General features: G+C 71.1%; 12 protein-coding genes. 4 read left to right on the top strand and 8 right to left on the bottom strand.

The window, feature by feature from the left end; all coding sequences use genetic code 11:
- Window positions 1-108 precede the first annotated feature (108 nt).
- Complete coding sequence (locus tag ELY19_RS10660) at window positions 109-579, bottom strand: NUDIX hydrolase (RefSeq protein WP_126196176.1); 471 nt, start codon at window positions 577-579, stop codon at window positions 109-111.
- 152 nt (window positions 580-731) lie between these two features.
- Here ELY19_RS10660 and ELY19_RS10655 point away from each other — a divergent pair, with 152 nt between their 5' ends.
- Genes ELY19_RS10655 through ELY19_RS10645 form a run of 3 tightly spaced genes read left to right on the top strand, consistent with a single transcriptional unit; the run spans window position 732 to window position 5,386 of the window.
- Window positions 732-2,069, top strand: a complete 1,338-nt coding sequence (locus tag ELY19_RS10655) for a GlnX family signal transduction membrane protein (RefSeq protein ID WP_126196175.1) — start codon at window positions 732-734, stop codon at window positions 2,067-2,069.
- Entirely contained in the window at window positions 2,066-3,046 is a 981-nt protein-coding gene (locus ELY19_RS10650) for a glutamate ABC transporter substrate-binding protein (protein WP_126196174.1), read from the top strand. Before ELY19_RS10655 ends, ELY19_RS10650 begins: the two co-directional genes overlap by 4 nt.
- A gap of 6 nt (window positions 3,047-3,052) precedes the next feature.
- Window positions 3,053-5,386, top strand: a complete 2,334-nt coding sequence (locus ELY19_RS10645; protein WP_126196173.1) for a serine/threonine-protein kinase — start codon at window positions 3,053-3,055, stop codon at window positions 5,384-5,386.
- A gap of 133 nt (window positions 5,387-5,519) precedes the next feature.
- Here the strand turns inward: ELY19_RS10645 and ELY19_RS10640 are convergent, their stop codons facing one another.
- Genes ELY19_RS10640 through ELY19_RS10630 form a run of 3 tightly spaced genes read right to left on the bottom strand, consistent with a single transcriptional unit; the run spans window position 5,520 to window position 8,538 of the window.
- The gene (locus tag ELY19_RS10640; protein WP_126196172.1) at window positions 5,520-6,353 is read right to left on the bottom strand and encodes an ABC transporter ATP-binding protein; all 834 of its coding nucleotides are present in this window, start codon (window positions 6,351-6,353) and stop codon (window positions 5,520-5,522) included.
- Window positions 6,350-7,438: a FecCD family ABC transporter permease gene (locus ELY19_RS10635; RefSeq protein WP_126196171.1), complete on the bottom strand. Its 1,089-nt coding sequence runs from the start codon at window positions 7,436-7,438 to the stop codon at window positions 6,350-6,352. The genes ELY19_RS10640 and ELY19_RS10635 overlap by 4 nt, the downstream gene beginning before the upstream one ends.
- Entirely contained in the window at window positions 7,435-8,538 is a 1,104-nt protein-coding gene (locus tag ELY19_RS10630; protein WP_126196170.1) for a FecCD family ABC transporter permease, read from the bottom strand. Before ELY19_RS10630 ends, ELY19_RS10635 begins: the two co-directional genes overlap by 4 nt.
- A gap of 43 nt (window positions 8,539-8,581) precedes the next feature.
- Here ELY19_RS10630 and ELY19_RS10625 point away from each other — a divergent pair, with 43 nt between their 5' ends.
- Window positions 8,582-9,508 carry an ABC transporter substrate-binding protein gene (locus tag ELY19_RS10625; protein ID WP_126196169.1) on the top strand — a complete coding sequence of 309 codons (927 nt, stop codon included), beginning with the start codon at window positions 8,582-8,584 and terminating at the stop codon, window positions 9,506-9,508.
- Window positions 9,509-9,513: 5 nt separating this feature from the next.
- Here the strand turns inward: ELY19_RS10625 and ELY19_RS10620 are convergent, their stop codons facing one another.
- Genes ELY19_RS10620 through fgd form a run of 4 tightly spaced genes read right to left on the bottom strand, consistent with a single transcriptional unit; the run spans window position 9,514 to window position 15,385 of the window.
- A complete protein-coding gene (locus ELY19_RS10620; protein WP_126196168.1) occupies window positions 9,514-11,073 on the bottom strand; it encodes an adenylate/guanylate cyclase domain-containing protein in 1,560 nt (519 codons plus the stop codon).
- Window positions 11,073-12,230: an acetate kinase gene (locus tag ELY19_RS10615; protein WP_126196167.1), complete on the bottom strand. Its 1,158-nt coding sequence runs from the start codon at window positions 12,228-12,230 to the stop codon at window positions 11,073-11,075. The genes ELY19_RS10620 and ELY19_RS10615 overlap by 1 nt, the downstream gene beginning before the upstream one ends.
- Entirely contained in the window at window positions 12,227-14,350 is a 2,124-nt protein-coding gene (gene pta / locus ELY19_RS10610) for a phosphate acetyltransferase (protein ID WP_126196166.1), read from the bottom strand. The genes ELY19_RS10615 and pta overlap by 4 nt, the downstream gene beginning before the upstream one ends.
- A 24-nt stretch (window positions 14,351-14,374) precedes the next feature.
- On the bottom strand, window positions 14,375-15,385 hold the full coding sequence (fgd, locus tag ELY19_RS10605) for a glucose-6-phosphate dehydrogenase (coenzyme-F420) (protein ID WP_126196165.1): 1,011 nt from the start codon (window positions 15,383-15,385) through the stop codon (window positions 14,375-14,377).
- Window positions 15,386-15,461: the final 76 nt, after the last annotated feature.

The following is a 15,461-nucleotide window of genomic DNA, read 5'->3' as shown; positions in this document are numbered from 1 at the left end:
GACGTTCAGCACCCTCGCGTGTCGTGCATTCCCCGTGTCCATGGACATGGGGAGGTGTCCGCCCCGCTAGGGAGCGCGGGGAGCGGAGCGGCAGCGCGGGGAGCGGAGCTAGTCGTCCGCGAGGGCGCGCACCTGGACCTGCAGCTCCGGCCAGGCGGCGGCGAAGGCGGGGTGCAGCTTGCGGTCCGAGACGGCACCGAGGTGCACCCACTCGAGCGCCGTGGACTCCTCGTTCGGCACCAGTTCGCGCGGCTCGACGAGGCGGGCGAGCACCGTCGTGTAGGTCCAGCCGACCTGAGAGCGGGCGGTGACCACCTCCGAGATCACCTCGAGCGACGTGGGCGGGAGCCCCGTCTCCTCGAACGCCTCGCGCAGCGCCGCGTCGGCGGCGGATTCGTGCGAATCGCGCGCCCCGCCGGGCAGCGCCCACGTCCCGCCCTGGTGGCTCCACCACGCCCGGTGCTGGAGTAACACGCGGCTCTCGTCCGGCGACAGAGCCAACAGACCCGCGGCACCGAACCGGCCCCAGAACCGGGAACCGTCCGGGTCGCGGACCCAGCCGTTCCCGTCACCCAACATGGCACCCACCGTAGCCGAACGACGGGCCACTCGGGGAGACGTCTCTGCGCGTCATCCCGGCTGTGGGAGGGGGCCGCGCGATAGGGTCGAAGGCACGATGTCCGCAGTGGACCGACCCCGGCCGAAGGGCGGAACTCAGGGAAGGAGTGGACGTGACAGCCCAGGCGTCGAAGAACCGGCAGCTGTCGTCCCTGCGCCTCCGATCCTTCCCCGAATCCTCGGTTTTCGCGGAGCTCCGTGAGTTCTTCACCTCCAGCCCCGGCAAGCTCGTCTCGATGGCGATCGTGCTCATCACGATGTGCCTGTTCGCCGGCTGGTTCACCTCCGCGGCGCAACTGTCGCGGACCGAGGTGCTGCAACAGAACCTCGCCGACTACGAGCCCCGCGCGCACGCGGCGCAGGTGCTCTACAGCTCCCTCTCCGCGGCCAACGAATCGGCCAACGCCGCGTTCGTCGCCGGCGGCCTCCCCTCGGACGAGATCCAGAGCAGTTACAGCGTCGCCCTCGCCACGGCGGGGAAGGCGCTCATCACCTCGGCGACGAGCCTGCCGGCCGACGACGGCCGCGCCCACGACAACCTCGACACGCTCGCGATGAACCTGCCCGTCTACACCGGGCTGGTGGAGACGGCACGTACCAACAACCGGCTCGACAACTCGGTGGCCGCCGCGTACCTCGCGACCGCGTCCACGCTGATGCAGGACACCCTGCTGCCGGCGGCGGAGAGCTTCTACCGCGAGGAGACCGAGAACCTTCGCCGCACGCACGACCAGTTCGCGTCGCCGCCGTGGGCGATCTACGGCGTGCTCGGCATCGCGCTGGCGTCGGTCCTGCTCACGCACCAGTACCTCGCGCGGCGCACGCAGCGCCGGGTGAACCGCGGCCTGGTCGTGGCGGCAGCGGCGCTCACCATCGCGATGACCTGGGTGGTGGTCGCCGGCCTCACCTCGTCGACCTACTCGCTGCGCGCCGAGCAACGCGGCACCGCGGCGGTCGACGCGCTCTCCCAGGCCCGCACCCTGACGCAGAAGGCCCGCTCCATGGAGACGATGGGTCTGGTGCAGCGCGGCGCCGGCCGCGGCGTGCCCACCTCGGCCTTCGCCGAGACCCTGCAGGCCGCGGAGGAGGACCTGAAGTCGGTCGGCGACTCCGATCCCCAGATCGCCGCCGCGGTCGAGGCGGCGCGAGCCGACGCGCAGCGCTGGGTCACCGCGCACCAGCAGATCGCCGCGCGCGAGGCGACGGGCGACTACCTCGGCGCGACGCGACTGGCGATCGGCACCGACCCCGGATCGGCCGCGGTCGCCTACCGTTCGCTCGACGGGCACCTCACCGCGGCCATCGACCGGGCCCGCACGCTCTATCGCGACAATGTGAACACCGCCCGCTTCGCGATCGCCTTCTCCGGCCCGGGGGCGTTCGTCCTGTGCGTGCTCGCGGCCGCCGGGATCGCGGCGGGCTTCTACCCGCGGGTCAGGGAGTACCGATGATGCGCCGCGCACTGAGTGGGATCGCCCTCGCGATGACCATCGCGCTGGCGTCGACGGCCTGCGTCGTCTCGGCGCCCGAGGCGCCCGGCGACGCCGTCACCGCGGTCAACCAGCCGGTCCCGGGGTCCGGTGCCGTCGTCCCGGCGGACACCCCGATTCCCCCCGAGGTGTCGATGTGCACCGCGACGCCCTCGCCGTCGGGCCTGCCCGCGCCGGGACAGATGGTGCCGGGCACGACGATGGCCGACATCCAGGACCGCGGCCGCCTCGTCGTCGGCATCGACATCGGCTCGAACCTGCTCTCCTTCCGAGACCCCATCACCGGGGAGATCAAGGGGTTCGACGCCGACATCGCGCACCAGATCGCCGCCGCCATCTTCGGCGATCCGGACCGCATCCACTTCCGCATCCTCTCCACCGCGGAGCGGCAGAAGGCGCTCGAGGAGGGCACCGTCGACGTGGTGGTCAAGACCATGTCCGCCACGTGCGACCGCGCGAAGTCGGTGGCCTTCTCGGCAACCTACTTCATCGCGCAGCAGCGCATCCTCGCCCCGCGGGGCGCCCCGATCAACACCGTCGGCGATCTGTCCAGCCGCCGGGTGTGCGAGGTGCGCGGCACCACGTCGCTCGACCGGGTACGACGACTGGTCCCGAGCGCCACCGTCGTGGCCGCGGACTCCTGGTCGGACTGCCTGGTGATGCTGCAGCAGTCGCAGGTGGACGCGATCTCCACCGACGACGCCATCCTCGCGGGGCTGGAGGACCAGGACCCGAACCTCACCATCACGGGGCCGTCGATGGGGCTCGAGTACTACGCGGTCGGCGTCGGGAAGAACCGGACCGACCTCGTGCGTTTCATCAATGGGGTGCTCCTGCGGATGGCCTTCGACGGGACGTGGATGCGCCTGTACAACCAGTGGTTCGCCCCGTCGCTCGGGCAGGTCTGGTCGGCACCGGCGGCGAGGTACGAGGGGTGATGCACGATGACTGACGACGTCGACGAATCCGAGCACACGCAGGCCCAGGTCGTCACGTTCGACGATGACGAGGAGGAGCAGGGCACCGTCGGCGCGCCCATGGTGGACCTGTTCGACGACACCGAGCCGCCGCCGGTCGGGACGCAGGTCACGGCCGTACCGCCACCCGCCCCCGCCGTCGCGACCGAAGCGACTCCGCGGTTCGGCAACGGGCCGGTGCGCAGCGTGAGCACCACCCGCGTCGCCGCGCGCCGCCGCGTGGGCGGCGGCCTCGTGGAGATCCCCCGGATCACCGAGGTCGACCCGTCCGAGGCGATCCGGACCAACCCGATCATCGCGGAGGGCAAGCGGTACTGCTGGAACTGCCGCAAGCCCGTCGGCCGCGCCCACGACGGTGAGCCCGGGCAACTGATCGGCACGTGCCCGCACTGCGGCGCCCGGTTCTCGTTCGAGCCTGCGCTCAAGCCGGGCGACATCGTCGCCGACCAGTACGAGATCAAGGGCGCGATCGCGCACGGCGGGATGGGCTGGATCTACCTGGCCACGGACCTCAACGTCGTCGACCGCCCCGTCGTGCTCAAGGGCCTGCTCAACTCGGGCGACGCGCAGGCGCAGGCTGTCGCCGTCTCGGAACGACGGTTCCTCGCCGAGATGACGCACCCGTCGATCGTCAAGATCTACAATTTCGTCGAGCACCCCGACCCGGACGGTACCCAGATCGGATACATCGTGATGGAGTACGTGCCGGGCAAGACGGTCAAGGACATCCTGGCCGAGGCCGCCGAGGACGGTGACGCCGGCGCCAAGGTGGAGGTCGAGCAGGCGATCGCGTACATCCTCGAGGTGCTCCCGGCACTCGGGTACCTGCACAGCCTGGGCCTGGCCTACAACGACCTCAAGCCCGACAACATCATGATCAGCGAGGAGGACGTCAAGCTCATCGACCTGGGCGCCGTCGCCCCGCTCGCGGGGTACGGATACATCTACGGCACACCGGGATTCCAGGCGCCGGAGATCGCCAAGACCGGACCGTCGGTGGCCTCGGACGTGTACACGGTCGGCCGCACGCTGGCGGTCCTGGTCGCCAACGTGCCGATGGAGAAGGGCCGGTACGTCGACGGTCTGCCCTCGCCCACCGAGGACGACACCCTCGCGAAGTACAACTCGCTGTACCGGCTGCTGGTGAAGGCCACGGCGGAGGAGCCGGAGGAGCGCTTCTCCTCGGCGGCGGAACTGACCGATCAGTTGCTCGGCGTGCTGCGGGAGTGCCTGTCCACCAAGTCCGGAGAGCCGCGCCCCGGGCTCTCGGTGGTCTTCACCCCGCAGCGCTCGACCTTCGGCGTGGAGCTGATGCTGCGCGCCGTCGATCCCGACCCGGAGGTGCACGACGACCGGCTGCGCGCACCGGAAGTCCTGGCGGCGCTGCCGATTCCGATCGCCAATCCGTCCGATCCGGCCGCGGGGGTGCTCGCGCTGACGATGCGCAGCGACCCCACGCAGATCCTGGACTCGCTGGCCGAGCTGCGCGAGGCGATGGCCGGCACCGTCGAGATCGACCTCGCGGAGGCCCGCGCGCACCTGGAGCTCGGCGAGGTGGACGCCGCCACCACGCTGCTCGATTCGCTCGCCTCCCGCGAGCCGCACCGCTGGCAGGTCACCTGGTACCGCGCCGAGACCGCGCTCATGCAGGGCGATTACGCCGCCGCCTACGACTACTTCGAGACGGTGACCGACCAGGCCCCCGGCGAGGCGGCACCCAAGCTGGCTGCCGCCGTCGCCGCCGAATTCTGCTACGTCTCCGGCGAATCCGATCCCGAGGGGTGGCTGGAACGGGCACGGTGCCGGTACGAGAACGTGTGGCGCACCGACCGCGGCATCATCTCGGCGGCCTTCGGCGCCGCCCGGATGCGGCGCGCGGCGGGCGACATCGTGGGCACCGTCGAGATCCTCGACCAGGTCCCGTCGACGAGCCGGCACTACCACAACGCACTCTGCTCGTCGGTGGTCGCGCTGGTGCACGGCCGTGACCTGGCCGAGGTCACGGAGGCGCAGCTGCACGAGGCGGCACGGCGCGTGCGCACCCTGCCCAAGTCCGAATTCCGCCGGCTGCAGCTACGCGCCCTGGTCCTCGGCGTGGCGCTCGGCTGGGTGCAGCACCGCAACCAGCACGGCCGGCTGGACGGCACCCGCACGCTGCTCGATCACGCCCTCACCGAGCGCGGACTGCGCAAGGCCACGGAGAAGTCGCTGCGCGACATCGCCGCGCTCGCCGAACGCAAACGGCAGCGGCACGCGCTGGTCGATCTCGCGAACGCGATCCGCCCCCGCACCCTTTTCTGAGGCCTCGCTGCGCTCGTGGTGCTCCCTAGCGGGGCGGCCACCTCCCTACGTCCACGGACATGGGGAATGCACGACACGCGGTGGCGCAGCACGCCCCGCTAGGGACCGCTGGCCGACGGTGCCGCACGTCCTGCTACGGAGCGGCGTCGCCCGTGCGGCGGGTGCCGATCGGGATGATGCAGGGGCGTCCGGGCGCGACCGGATCGTCGATCACCCGGGAGTGCAGGCCGAAGGTCTCGCGCAGCATCTCCTCGCTGATGACGTCCGCGGGCGCCCCCTGGGCGACCACCGCGCCGTCCTTCATCGCGATGATGTGGTCGCTGTACCGGATCGCGAGGTTCAGGTCGTGCAGCACCATGACGACGGTCCGCCCCTGGCTGCTGAGCTCGTCGACGAGGTCGAGTACGTCGAGCGCATGCGAGAGGTCGAGGTAGGTCGTCGGCTCGTCGAGAAGCAGCAGGTCGGTGCCCTGCGCGAGGGTCATCGAGATCCACACGCGCTGGCGCTGGCCGCCGGAGAGCGAGTCGACGGTGCGGTCCGCGAGATCGCGGACCCCGGTCTGTTCGAGCGCGGCGTCGACGACCTCGGCGTCGTCGGAGCTCCACTGCCGCAGCCACGACTGGTGCGGGTGCCGGCCGCGGGCCACGAGGTCGCCCACCGTCAGCCCCTCGGGGGCGAGGGGGCTCTGCGGGAGCAGGCCCATCGTCGTGGCGATCTGCTTCGACTTGAGCGTGGCGATGTCGGCGCCGTCGAGGACGACGTGCCCCGACGAGGGCTTGATCAGCCGGGCGAGGGTCCGCAGCAGCGTCGACTTGCCGCACCCGTTGGGCCCGATGATGGTGGTGACCACCCCGGTCGGGATGTCCAGGTCCAGGCCGTCGAGGACCGCGACCTGCCCGTAGCCGGAGGTGACGTTGCGGGCGCCGAGGCGCGACGGTGCCGTCGTCGCGGTGTCTGTTGTGGTCACTTGGCCCCCTTGAGGTTCTGGCGGACGAGGAGATAGACGAGGAACGGCCCGCCCACGGCGGCGGTGATGATGCCCACCGGCAGCGCGACGGAGAACATCGTGCGGGCGGCGAGGTCGGCGCAGGAGAGCAGCGCCGCGCCCATGAGCGCCGACGGGATCAGCGGCGGCGTGGGGAGCCGGGTCAGCCGCATCGCGAGCTGGGGCGAGACGAAGGCGATGAAGCCGATCGGCCCGGCGGCGGCGACGCCGGCGGAGGCGAGCAGGACCGAGGCGATGAGCAGCACCGCGCGGTTGCGGCCGAGCCGCACGCCCAGGCCGAGCGCCACGTCGTCGCCGAGCTGCACGGCGCGCAGCGGGAACGCCGCGGCCAACGCGAGCAGCGCAGCGGGAACGGCGAGGCCGAGCGCGGTCCACACGTCCGACCAGTCGCGACTCTCCAACGAGCCGACGAGCCAGGTCTGCGCGCGCGCCACGTCGCGGATGTCGGCGCGCACCAACATCCAGTCGACGAGGGCCCGCATGAGGAAGGTGATGGCGATGCCGACCAGGATCAGCCGCATACCGTCGACCCCGCCGCGGACGGCGAGGAGGTATACCAGCCCACCCGTGAGGAGGCCTCCGGTCACAGCGACCACGGGGAGCCCGACGCCGTTGTTGAGCGTGGCCGCGAGGGTGCCGGTCGAGGTGACGAGGAAGACGGCGGCCACGCCCGCACCGGCGGTCACGCCGAGGATGTCGGGGCTGGCCAGCGGGTTGCGGGCGATCGACTGAACGATGGCGCCCGACATGCCCAGCGCGGCACCGACCACGAGCCCGACGAGGGCGCGCGGCATGCGCAGCTCCATGACGATGAAGTGCGTGGTCTGGTCGCCGGTGCCGACCAGCGCCTGCAGGACCTCGCCGAAGGTCATCGGGAAGGCGCCGAGGCGGATGCTGGCGCAGAAGGCCACGAAGGCCACGAGGGCGAGGAGCACCGTCACGGCGACGGGCCAGGGCCGCCACACGAAGGAGACGACGTTCCCGAACCGCAGGCCGGGCCGGATCGGCGGCTTGCGTTCGTCGACCGGCTCGAGGGTGGTGCTCATACCTTGACCGCCTTCCGCCACCAGACGAGTGCCACGAAGAAGGGCGCGCCGAACAGCGCCACGACGATGCCGACCTCGAGCTCTCCGGGTCGCGCGACCACACGGCCCACGATGTCGGCGGCCAGCAGCAGCCAGGCGCCCATCAGCGCCGAATACGGCAGCAGCCAGCGGTAGTCGGGGCCGGTGAAGTAGCGCACGATGTGCGGCACCATGAGTCCGAGGAAGGAGATGCTGCCGCAGGCGGCGGTGGCGGCGCCCACGAGCAGCGTGACCGCCGTGATGCCGACGGTCCGCGCGAGGTTGATGTTGAGGCCCAGCCCCTTGGCGACGTCGTCGCCCATGTTGAGCAGGTTCACCGCCGGGCCGTTGGCGAGCGCGAGGACCACTCCGGCGGCGATGAACGGTGCCACGACGGCGATGACGTCGAAGCCGCGGCCGACGACGGCGCCGGCGTTCCAGAACCGGAGGGTCTCGAGCGAGGCGTTGTCGCTGAGCGCGATCGCGGAGGTCGTCGAGCTGAGGAACATCGCCACGCCCATGCCCGCGAGCACCAGCGTCAGCGGCGAGCCGACGCCGCGCCCCAGGCTGGAGAGGCCGAACACGAGGATCGCAGTGAGGGCGGTGCCGAGGAAGGCGAACCAGACGTACTGGATCGGCTGGGTGAGGCCGCCGACGAAGGTCGCGCAGACCACGGCGAACGCCGCGCCCTGGGTGAGGCCGAGGAAGCCGGGATCGGCGACGGGGTTGCGGGTGTGGCCCTGGATCAGCGCACCCGCCAACGCCAGCGCCGCGCCTGCGATGAGCGCCAGCAGGGTGCGCGGCACGCGCAGCGTCTGGATGATGATCGCGGCCTGGTTCAGCTCGGGATCCGCTGGATTCGGCCCGGTGGTGTAGTCGTGCCACAGGCCGTCCCACACCAGCGAGGGCGCGAGGCTGCGGGAGCCGATCGCGAGCGAGGCGATCACCGTCACCACCAGCAGCGCGAGCAGCAGGACCAGCCCGACCAGGCGGCGCCTGCGCCGGGAGGCGCCGGAGGCCGGCCCCGGACGCGCGGACGGAGTGCCCCCGGTCGGGGCCTCCTCAGTCGCAGAAAGGGTCACGACCGTAATGATAGGCTTCCCTTCATTCTAGGGAAGGGGCGGTATGCGTCTGGTCTCGGCGGTGTTCGCCGTGCTGCTCTCGATCACCCTCGCGGCGTGCGGCTCCGCGTCCGACTCGCGTCCCGGCGGTGACGCCCCGCGGTCGCCGCAGCGCGTCGCCTCGCTCGGGCTCGGCGACGTCGACACCCTGCTCGCGCTCGGCGTGGTCCCGGTGATCGTCGCACCCTGGGCGCAGGACGCCAAGGAACCCGTGGGCGAATGGGCGAAGCCCCTGCTACAGGGGAAGAACCCGCAGATGCTGCTCGGCACCGGCACCGCGATGGACACCAAGGCCGTCGAGACGCTAGCCGCGTCGAAGCCCGACGTCATCGTCGCCGTGAACTCGGGTTTCGATGACGCCACCTTCTCGCGCCTCGAGGCGATCGCGCCCGTGATCCGGCGGCCCGCACAGTTCACCGCGTGGGGCGTGCCGTGGGAGGACCAGGTCCGCGCGATCGCCGGCGGTATCGGCCGCGCGGCGCAGGGCGATGCCCTGGTCACCAAGACGCAGGCGACGATCCGCCGCACGCAGGAGCAGCACCCGCAGTACCGGGGGAAGACGGCGGCCACCGTCCTGCCCAAGTCCGATGGGGGCTTCTACGCGTACGCCACCAGCGACGGCCGCGGCCAGGTGCTCACCATGCTCGGCTTCACGCTGCCCGAGACCGTCTCGTCGCTGATCCCCGCCGGCACGTTCTTCGCCGAGATCCCGGCGGAGCGCGTGGACGTACTGAACCTCGACGCCCTGGTCTACCTGGACTACGGCACGAAGGTCGCTGAGGACACCGCGTTCCGCTCACTCGCGGTGAGCCGCGAACACCGGGTCACGACCATCGACAAGACGATCGGCAACGCGATGTCGATGCCGAACCCGGTGACCATCGAGTGGGTGCTCCAACAACTGCCGCCGCGGCTCCCCACCTTCGGCTGACCCGCTCAGCGCTTCGCGACGTACATCCGGGTCTCCTGGGTGCGGCCGCGCAGCACGTCGATGGGGCCGGGCCGCCAGCGCGTGCACTCCGCCGGGTCGGCGGTCTCGACCGCCGGGGCCGAGGCCCAGGGCACCGTCGGATCCGCCTTGGCGTAGGTCGAGAGGCGGGCGGCCTCGTTGACCGGATCGCCGATCACCGTGTACTCGAACCTGTCGGCTGCGCCGACGTAGCCGGCGACGACGACGCCGTGGGTGACGCCGCAGCCCGCGCGGATCTCGGGCACCTCGCGGGCGAGGCGCCGCATCATGGCGCGCGCAGCCGAGAGCGCGGCGCCCGCCGGATCGGTCAGCGGGGCGGGCGCGCCGAAGATCGCGAGCACCGCGTCGCCCTCGAACTTGTTGACCAGGCCGCCGCGGCTGTTCACCTCCGCGACGACGACGCCGCAGAACCGGTTGAGGATCTGGACGACCTCGGCGGCGGGCCGCTCCGCGGCGAGGGCCGTGGAGCCGACGAGGTCGATGAAGATCACGGCGACGGTCTGCTCGACGCCACCCAGCTCGGGCTCGCTCTCGATGGTGGCGCGGGCGACCTGTTCGCCGACCTGCCGGGCGTAGAGGTCGCGCACGCGTTCCCGTTCGCGCAGGCCCGCGGCCATCGCGTTGAACCCGGACTGCAGGTCGCCCAATGAGGTCCCGTCGTAGACCACGACCTCGGTGTCGTAGCGGCCCTCCGACACCCGCCGCATGCCGGTGGTCACGCTCTTCACGGGAGCGGAGACCCGCGAGGACGAGAGCAGGTTGAAGACCATCCCGGAGAAGAATCCTCCGGCGGCGAGGGCGCACATGCTGATCGCGATGCCGCGCACCGTGGCGGCGGGTTCGAACAGCGCGAACAGCGCCACCGTGATGACGCCGAGGAAGGGCAGCCCCGACCCCAGGATCCACAGCCGCAGCGAACGTCCCTGCAGGCTCTGGTGCCGCGGCTCCGGCCGGGTGACGCGCAGCGCGATCGCGGTGACGGGCCGCATGCTGAACTCGGTGAGCACCCGCACCACGCCCGAGGTCATCAGCCCGGCACCGAGCACGACGAGCGACACCTTGGGCACGAGATCCATGTCGACGCGGCCGTACAGCCACCCGAACAGGATCGCGGCGCAGAGCCACGCGAGCATCTCGAACCAGTAGAGGCGGCGCGGCAGGGCCAGGGCGTCGGCGGCCTCCTGCTGCGTCGGCGGATCGTCGCCGCCGGTCCACCGCAGCGAGCGGTACACCAGCCAGAAGGTGTAGAGGTGCCCCACGATCAGGCCCGCCGCGATGTACGACGGCACGGCCACGGTGTTGACGGTGTACAGCTCGGGCCGCTGCACGGAGGGCTCGGGGATGCCGACCACGATGAGCATCGCCGCGAAGCCGCCGCCGAGCAGCGTCGCGGCGGACGAACTGACCGCGATCAGCGCGACGGTGCGGGTCCTGCGCTGCCGGGCGCCCTCCGTGCGGGTACCGAGGAGTGGGGAGCCGTAGTCGGCCCCGTCGCCCTCGATCCCCGCCACGCGCCCGAGGGGCATCAGAGTGCCGCTGCCTCGCGGGCGATCGCGAGCTCCTCGTTGGTCGGGACGACGAGCACGGCCACGGGTGCTCCGTCCGGCGAGATCCGCGTGGGCTCGGTGACGCGGCCCGCGTTGCGCGCGGGATCGACGACGATGCCGAATCTCTCCAGACCGGCGAGGGCGTCGGCGCGGACCTGCGCGGCGTTCTCCCCGACGCCGGCGGTGAAGGTGATCGCATCGGCCCCGCCGAGATCGACGAGGTAGGCGCCGATGTACCGGCGGAGGCGGTGGATGTACACGTCGTAGGCGAGCTTGGCGTGCTCGTCGCCCTGCTCGATGAGCGCGCTCAGGGCGCGGAAGTCGTTCTCGCCGGCGATGCCCTTGAGGCCCGACCGACGGTTGAGCAGGTCGTCGATCTCGTCGATGCTCATGCCGAGCGAGCGCCCGAGGTGCAGCACGAGCCCCGGATCGACGTCGCCGCTGCGGGTACCCATCACGAGGCCCTCGAGCGGCGTGAGGCCCATCGACGTGTCGACGGCGCGGCCGCCGCGGACCGCGGAGGCGGAGGCGCCGTTGCCCAGGTGCAGCACGATCTGGTTCACCTCGGACGTGGGCCGGCCGAGGAACGCCGCGGCCTGCTGCGAGACGTACTCGTGCGATGTGCCGTGGAAGCCGTAGCGGCGCAACGCGTGTTCGGTGGCGAGTTCCCTGTCGATCGCGTAGGTGGCTGCGGCGGGCGGGAGGTCGAAGAAGAAGGCGGTGTCGAAGACCGCGACCTGCTTCACCCCGGGCAGCAGCTCCCGCGCCACTTCGATGCCCTGCGCGTTCGCCGGGTTGTGCAGCGGCGCCAGCGAACTGAGCCGGCGGATCTCCGCGAGAACGTGATCGTCGATGAGCGTCGGCGAGTGGAAGGAGCGCCCGCCGTGCACGACCCGATGACCGACCGCGGCGATACCGGCGGGGGTGCCGGCACCGTCGGTGAGATCGAGCCCCCGGCCGGCGAACTCCTCGAAGACCTGCCGCAACGCGGCCTTGTGGTCCGGCACCTCGGTCTCGCCGATCCGCTCGACGATGCCGCCGTGCACCACCTCCCCCGTCTCCGGGTGCAGCAGTTGGTACTTCAGCGACGACGAGCCGGAATTGAGGACCAGGACGGTGCCCGCGACGCCGCTCATGCCCGCCCCTCCCCCGCCGTGCGCTCCGCCGCGAAGGCCTGGGCCTGGATCGCGGTGATGGCGACGGTGTTGACGATGTCCTCGACCAGCGCGCCGCGCGAGAGGTCGTTGATCGGCGCGTTGAGACCCTGCAGCACCGGTCCGATGGCGACGGCGCCGGCGGACCGCTGCACGGCCTTGTAGGTGTTGTTGCCCGTGTTGAGGTCGGGGAAGACCAGCACCGTGGCCTTGCCGGCGACCGCGGAATCGGGCATCTTCGACGCGGCGACGCCGGGATCGACGGCCGCGTCGTACTGGATCGGCCCCTCCACCAACAGCTCCGGTGCGCGCTCGCGGACGAGCGCGGTGGCGGCCCGCACCTTGTCGACATCGGCGCCGGTGCCGGATTCGCCGGTCGAGTAGGAGAGCATCGCGACGCGCGGATCGATCCCGAACTGGGCCGCGGTCTGCGCCGAGGAGATCGCGATGTCGGCCAGCTGCGTCTCGGACGGGTCGGGCACCACCGCGCAGTCGCCGTAGGCGAGCACCTTGTCCGCCAGGCACATCAGGAAGATCGACGACACCGTCGAGACCCCGGGCTTGGTCTTGATGATCTCGAAGGACGGCCGGATGGTGTGCGCGGTGGTGTGCGCCGCGCCGGAGACCATGCCGTCGGCCATGCCGAGGTGCACCATCATCGTGCCGAAGTAGCTGACGTCGACCACGGCTTCGGCGGCGCGCTCGAGCGTCATGCCCTTGTGCTTGCGCAGCTCGTAGTAGGCCTGGGCGAATTTGTCGACGAGATCGGTCGCGCGTTTGGGGTCGATCACGTCGGTGTTCCCGAGGTCGACACCCAGCTCCGCGGCGCGGGCCCGCACGCGCGACTCCTGGCCGAGGATGGTCAGGTCGGCGACCTCGCGCTGCAGCAGGCGCCCGGCGGCGCGGAGGATCCGGTCGTCGCCGCCCTCGGGCAGCACGATCCGCTTGCGGTCGGCGCGGGCCCGGGCGATGAGGTTGTACTCGAACATCTGCGGGGTCACGACGCCCGGGTTGGAGACCTGCAGGGCCTCCAGCAGCGCGTCCGAGACGACGTACTTCTCGGTGAGCGCGATCGCGAGATCCACCTTGCGCTCCGAGCCGGGGCCGACGCGGCCGCGGGTCTTCGCCGCGAGCCGCGCCGTCTCGTACGTCCCGTGCTCGACGGCGATGATCGGCACGTTGGGCTTGAGGCCGTCGACCAGCGCCGCGGTCATCGGGTGCGGCATGTACCCGCCGTTGAGGATGATCCCGGCCAGCGACGGGAAGCCGTTGGCGCGGTGCGCGGTGACCATGGCGAGCAGGACCTCGGATCGGTCGCCCGCGGCGATCACGGCCACGCCCTCGGTGATCCGCTCGAGGCTGTGCTCGGCCGTCATCCCCGCCACGAGCACGGACATCGCCTCGCGGGAGAGCAGCTCCGGGTCGCCCCAGAGCAGCTTGCCGTCCATGGCCTCCATGAGCTCGCCCATCGTGGGCGCGGTGAGCACCGGCTCCTCCGGCAGCACCCAGACGGGCAGGCCGGTGTCGGCCTTGAGCGCCTCGCACACCGCGTCGAGCTGCTGCGGCGCACACCGGTTCGCGATGATCGACGCCGTGTGGGCGTGGTTGGCCCGGATCTCCGCCATCGACTGCTCGGCGACCGCGACCACCTGTTCGGGGGTCCGGTCGAGCGCCTTCACCGCCAGCAGGATCGACGAGCCGAGGTTCGCGGCGATGCGGGCGTTGAAGGACAGCTCCGTCGGCGTGGTCACGTCGGTGTAGTCCGAGCCCAGCACCAGCACGAAGTCGCACTTGTCGGCGACGGCGTGGAACCGGCTCACGATCTCGGCGATCGCGGCGTCCGGATCCTCGTGGACCTGCTCGTAGCTGACACCGACGCAGTCCTCGTAGTCGAGATCGGCGGTGGCCTGCTCGATGAGCAGTTCCAGGATGTAGTCGCGCTGCTCCCCCGTCGAGCGTGGAATCGGCCGGAACACGCCGATCGTCCAGCCCGTGGACGTGAGGAGGTTCATCGCGCCCAGCGCGATGGTGGACTTGCCGGTGTCCCCCTCGGGGGAGGCGATGTAGATGCTGGTCGTCTTCGGTGCTCGATCCGCGGCCATGGGCTTTACTATCGCAGCTGCGGCTCAGCCGAGCGCACGCAGGCGGGGCTCGAGATCGCGCTGGAAGTTGTCCAGGAACCGGCGCTGATCGTGGCCGGGCGCGTGGAACACGAGGTGGTTGAGGCCCGCGTCGACGTACTGCTTCACGGCGGCGACGGCCTCATCGGGATCGGAGGCGACGATCCAGCGCTTGGCGACCTGCTCGATGGGCAGCTCGTCGGCGAGGCGCTCCATCTCGGCACTCGAGTTCACCGAGTGCTTCTGTTCCGCGGTGAGCGACAGAGGTGCCCAGAAGCGCGTGTTCTCCAGCGCCAGCTCGGGATCCGGGTCGTAGCTGATCTTGATCTCGATCATCTTGTCGAGCGCGTCGAAGTCGCGGCCCGCGAGGCCGGAGCCCTCCTGCGCGGCGGGGATCAGCTTGTCGGTGTAGAGCTCCATGCCCTTGCCGGAGGTGCAGATCATGCCGTCGCCCACGCGCCCCGCGTACTTCGCCACGACGGGGCCGCCCGCGGCGATGTACACGGGCACCGGCTTCTCCGGGATGTCGAAGAGGACGGCGTCCTTGGTGTGGTAGTAGTCGCCCTCGAAGTTGGTGATCTCGCCGGACCAGAGCTCGCGCATGAGCCGCACGGATTCGCGGAGCCGGGCGAAGCGCTCCTTGAACTCGGGCCACTCGCCCTGGAAACCGGTGGCGTACTCGTTGAGCGCCTCTCCGGTGCCGGCACCGAGGAAGATGCGGTCGGGGTACATGCAGGCCATGGTCGCGAAGGCCTGGGCGATCACGGCGGGGTTGTAGCGGAAGGTGGGCGTCATGACCGAGGTGCCGATCTTCACGCGCTCGGTCCGCTCGCCGACGGCCGCCATCCAGGCGAGGGAGAACGGGGCGTGGCCGCCGTTGACGCGCCACGGCTGGAAGTGGTCGCTCACCGCGACCGAATCCATGCCCGCGGCCTCCGCCGCGACCGCGATCTCCACCAACTCGCGGGGCCCGAACTGCTCCGCCGATGCCTTGTACCCCAGCTGCAACTTCGCCATGTGACTCACACTACTGCGTCCCATCGGGCACCGTCAGCGCGCGGGGCGACCTGGGACTTCAGCGGCCGTCGCGGGT

Origin of the sequence: Tsukamurella paurometabola (assembly GCF_900631615.1) — a bacterium.
Lineage (GTDB): Bacteria > Actinomycetota > Actinomycetes > Mycobacteriales > Mycobacteriaceae > Tsukamurella > Tsukamurella paurometabola_A.
This window is presented reverse-complemented; position numbering and strand designations above follow the sequence as displayed.

Excerpts from the sequence above, each read along its gene's own strand:
- ELY19_RS10660 (WP_126196176.1), bottom strand. The coding sequence starts at position 579 with ATGTTGGGTGACGGGAACGGCTGGGTCCGCGACCCGGACGGTTCCCGG.
- ELY19_RS10650 (WP_126196174.1), top strand. The coding sequence starts at position 2,066 with ATGATGCGCCGCGCACTGAGTGGGATCGCCCTCGCGATGACCATCGCG.
- ELY19_RS10645 (WP_126196173.1), top strand. The coding sequence starts at position 3,053 with ATGACTGACGACGTCGACGAATCCGAGCACACGCAGGCCCAGGTCGTC.
- ELY19_RS10635 (WP_126196171.1), bottom strand. The coding sequence starts at position 7,438 with ATGAGCACCACCCTCGAGCCGGTCGACGAACGCAAGCCGCCGATCCGG.
- ELY19_RS10625 (WP_126196169.1), top strand. The coding sequence starts at position 8,582 with ATGCGTCTGGTCTCGGCGGTGTTCGCCGTGCTGCTCTCGATCACCCTC.
- ELY19_RS10620 (WP_126196168.1), bottom strand. The coding sequence starts at position 11,073 with ATGCCCCTCGGGCGCGTGGCGGGGATCGAGGGCGACGGGGCCGACTAC.
- ELY19_RS10615 (WP_126196167.1), bottom strand. The coding sequence starts at position 12,230 with ATGAGCGGCGTCGCGGGCACCGTCCTGGTCCTCAATTCCGGCTCGTCG.
- pta (WP_126196166.1), bottom strand. The coding sequence starts at position 14,350 with ATGGCCGCGGATCGAGCACCGAAGACGACCAGCATCTACATCGCCTCC.
- fgd (WP_126196165.1), bottom strand. The coding sequence starts at position 15,385 with ATGGCGAAGTTGCAGCTGGGGTACAAGGCATCGGCGGAGCAGTTCGGG.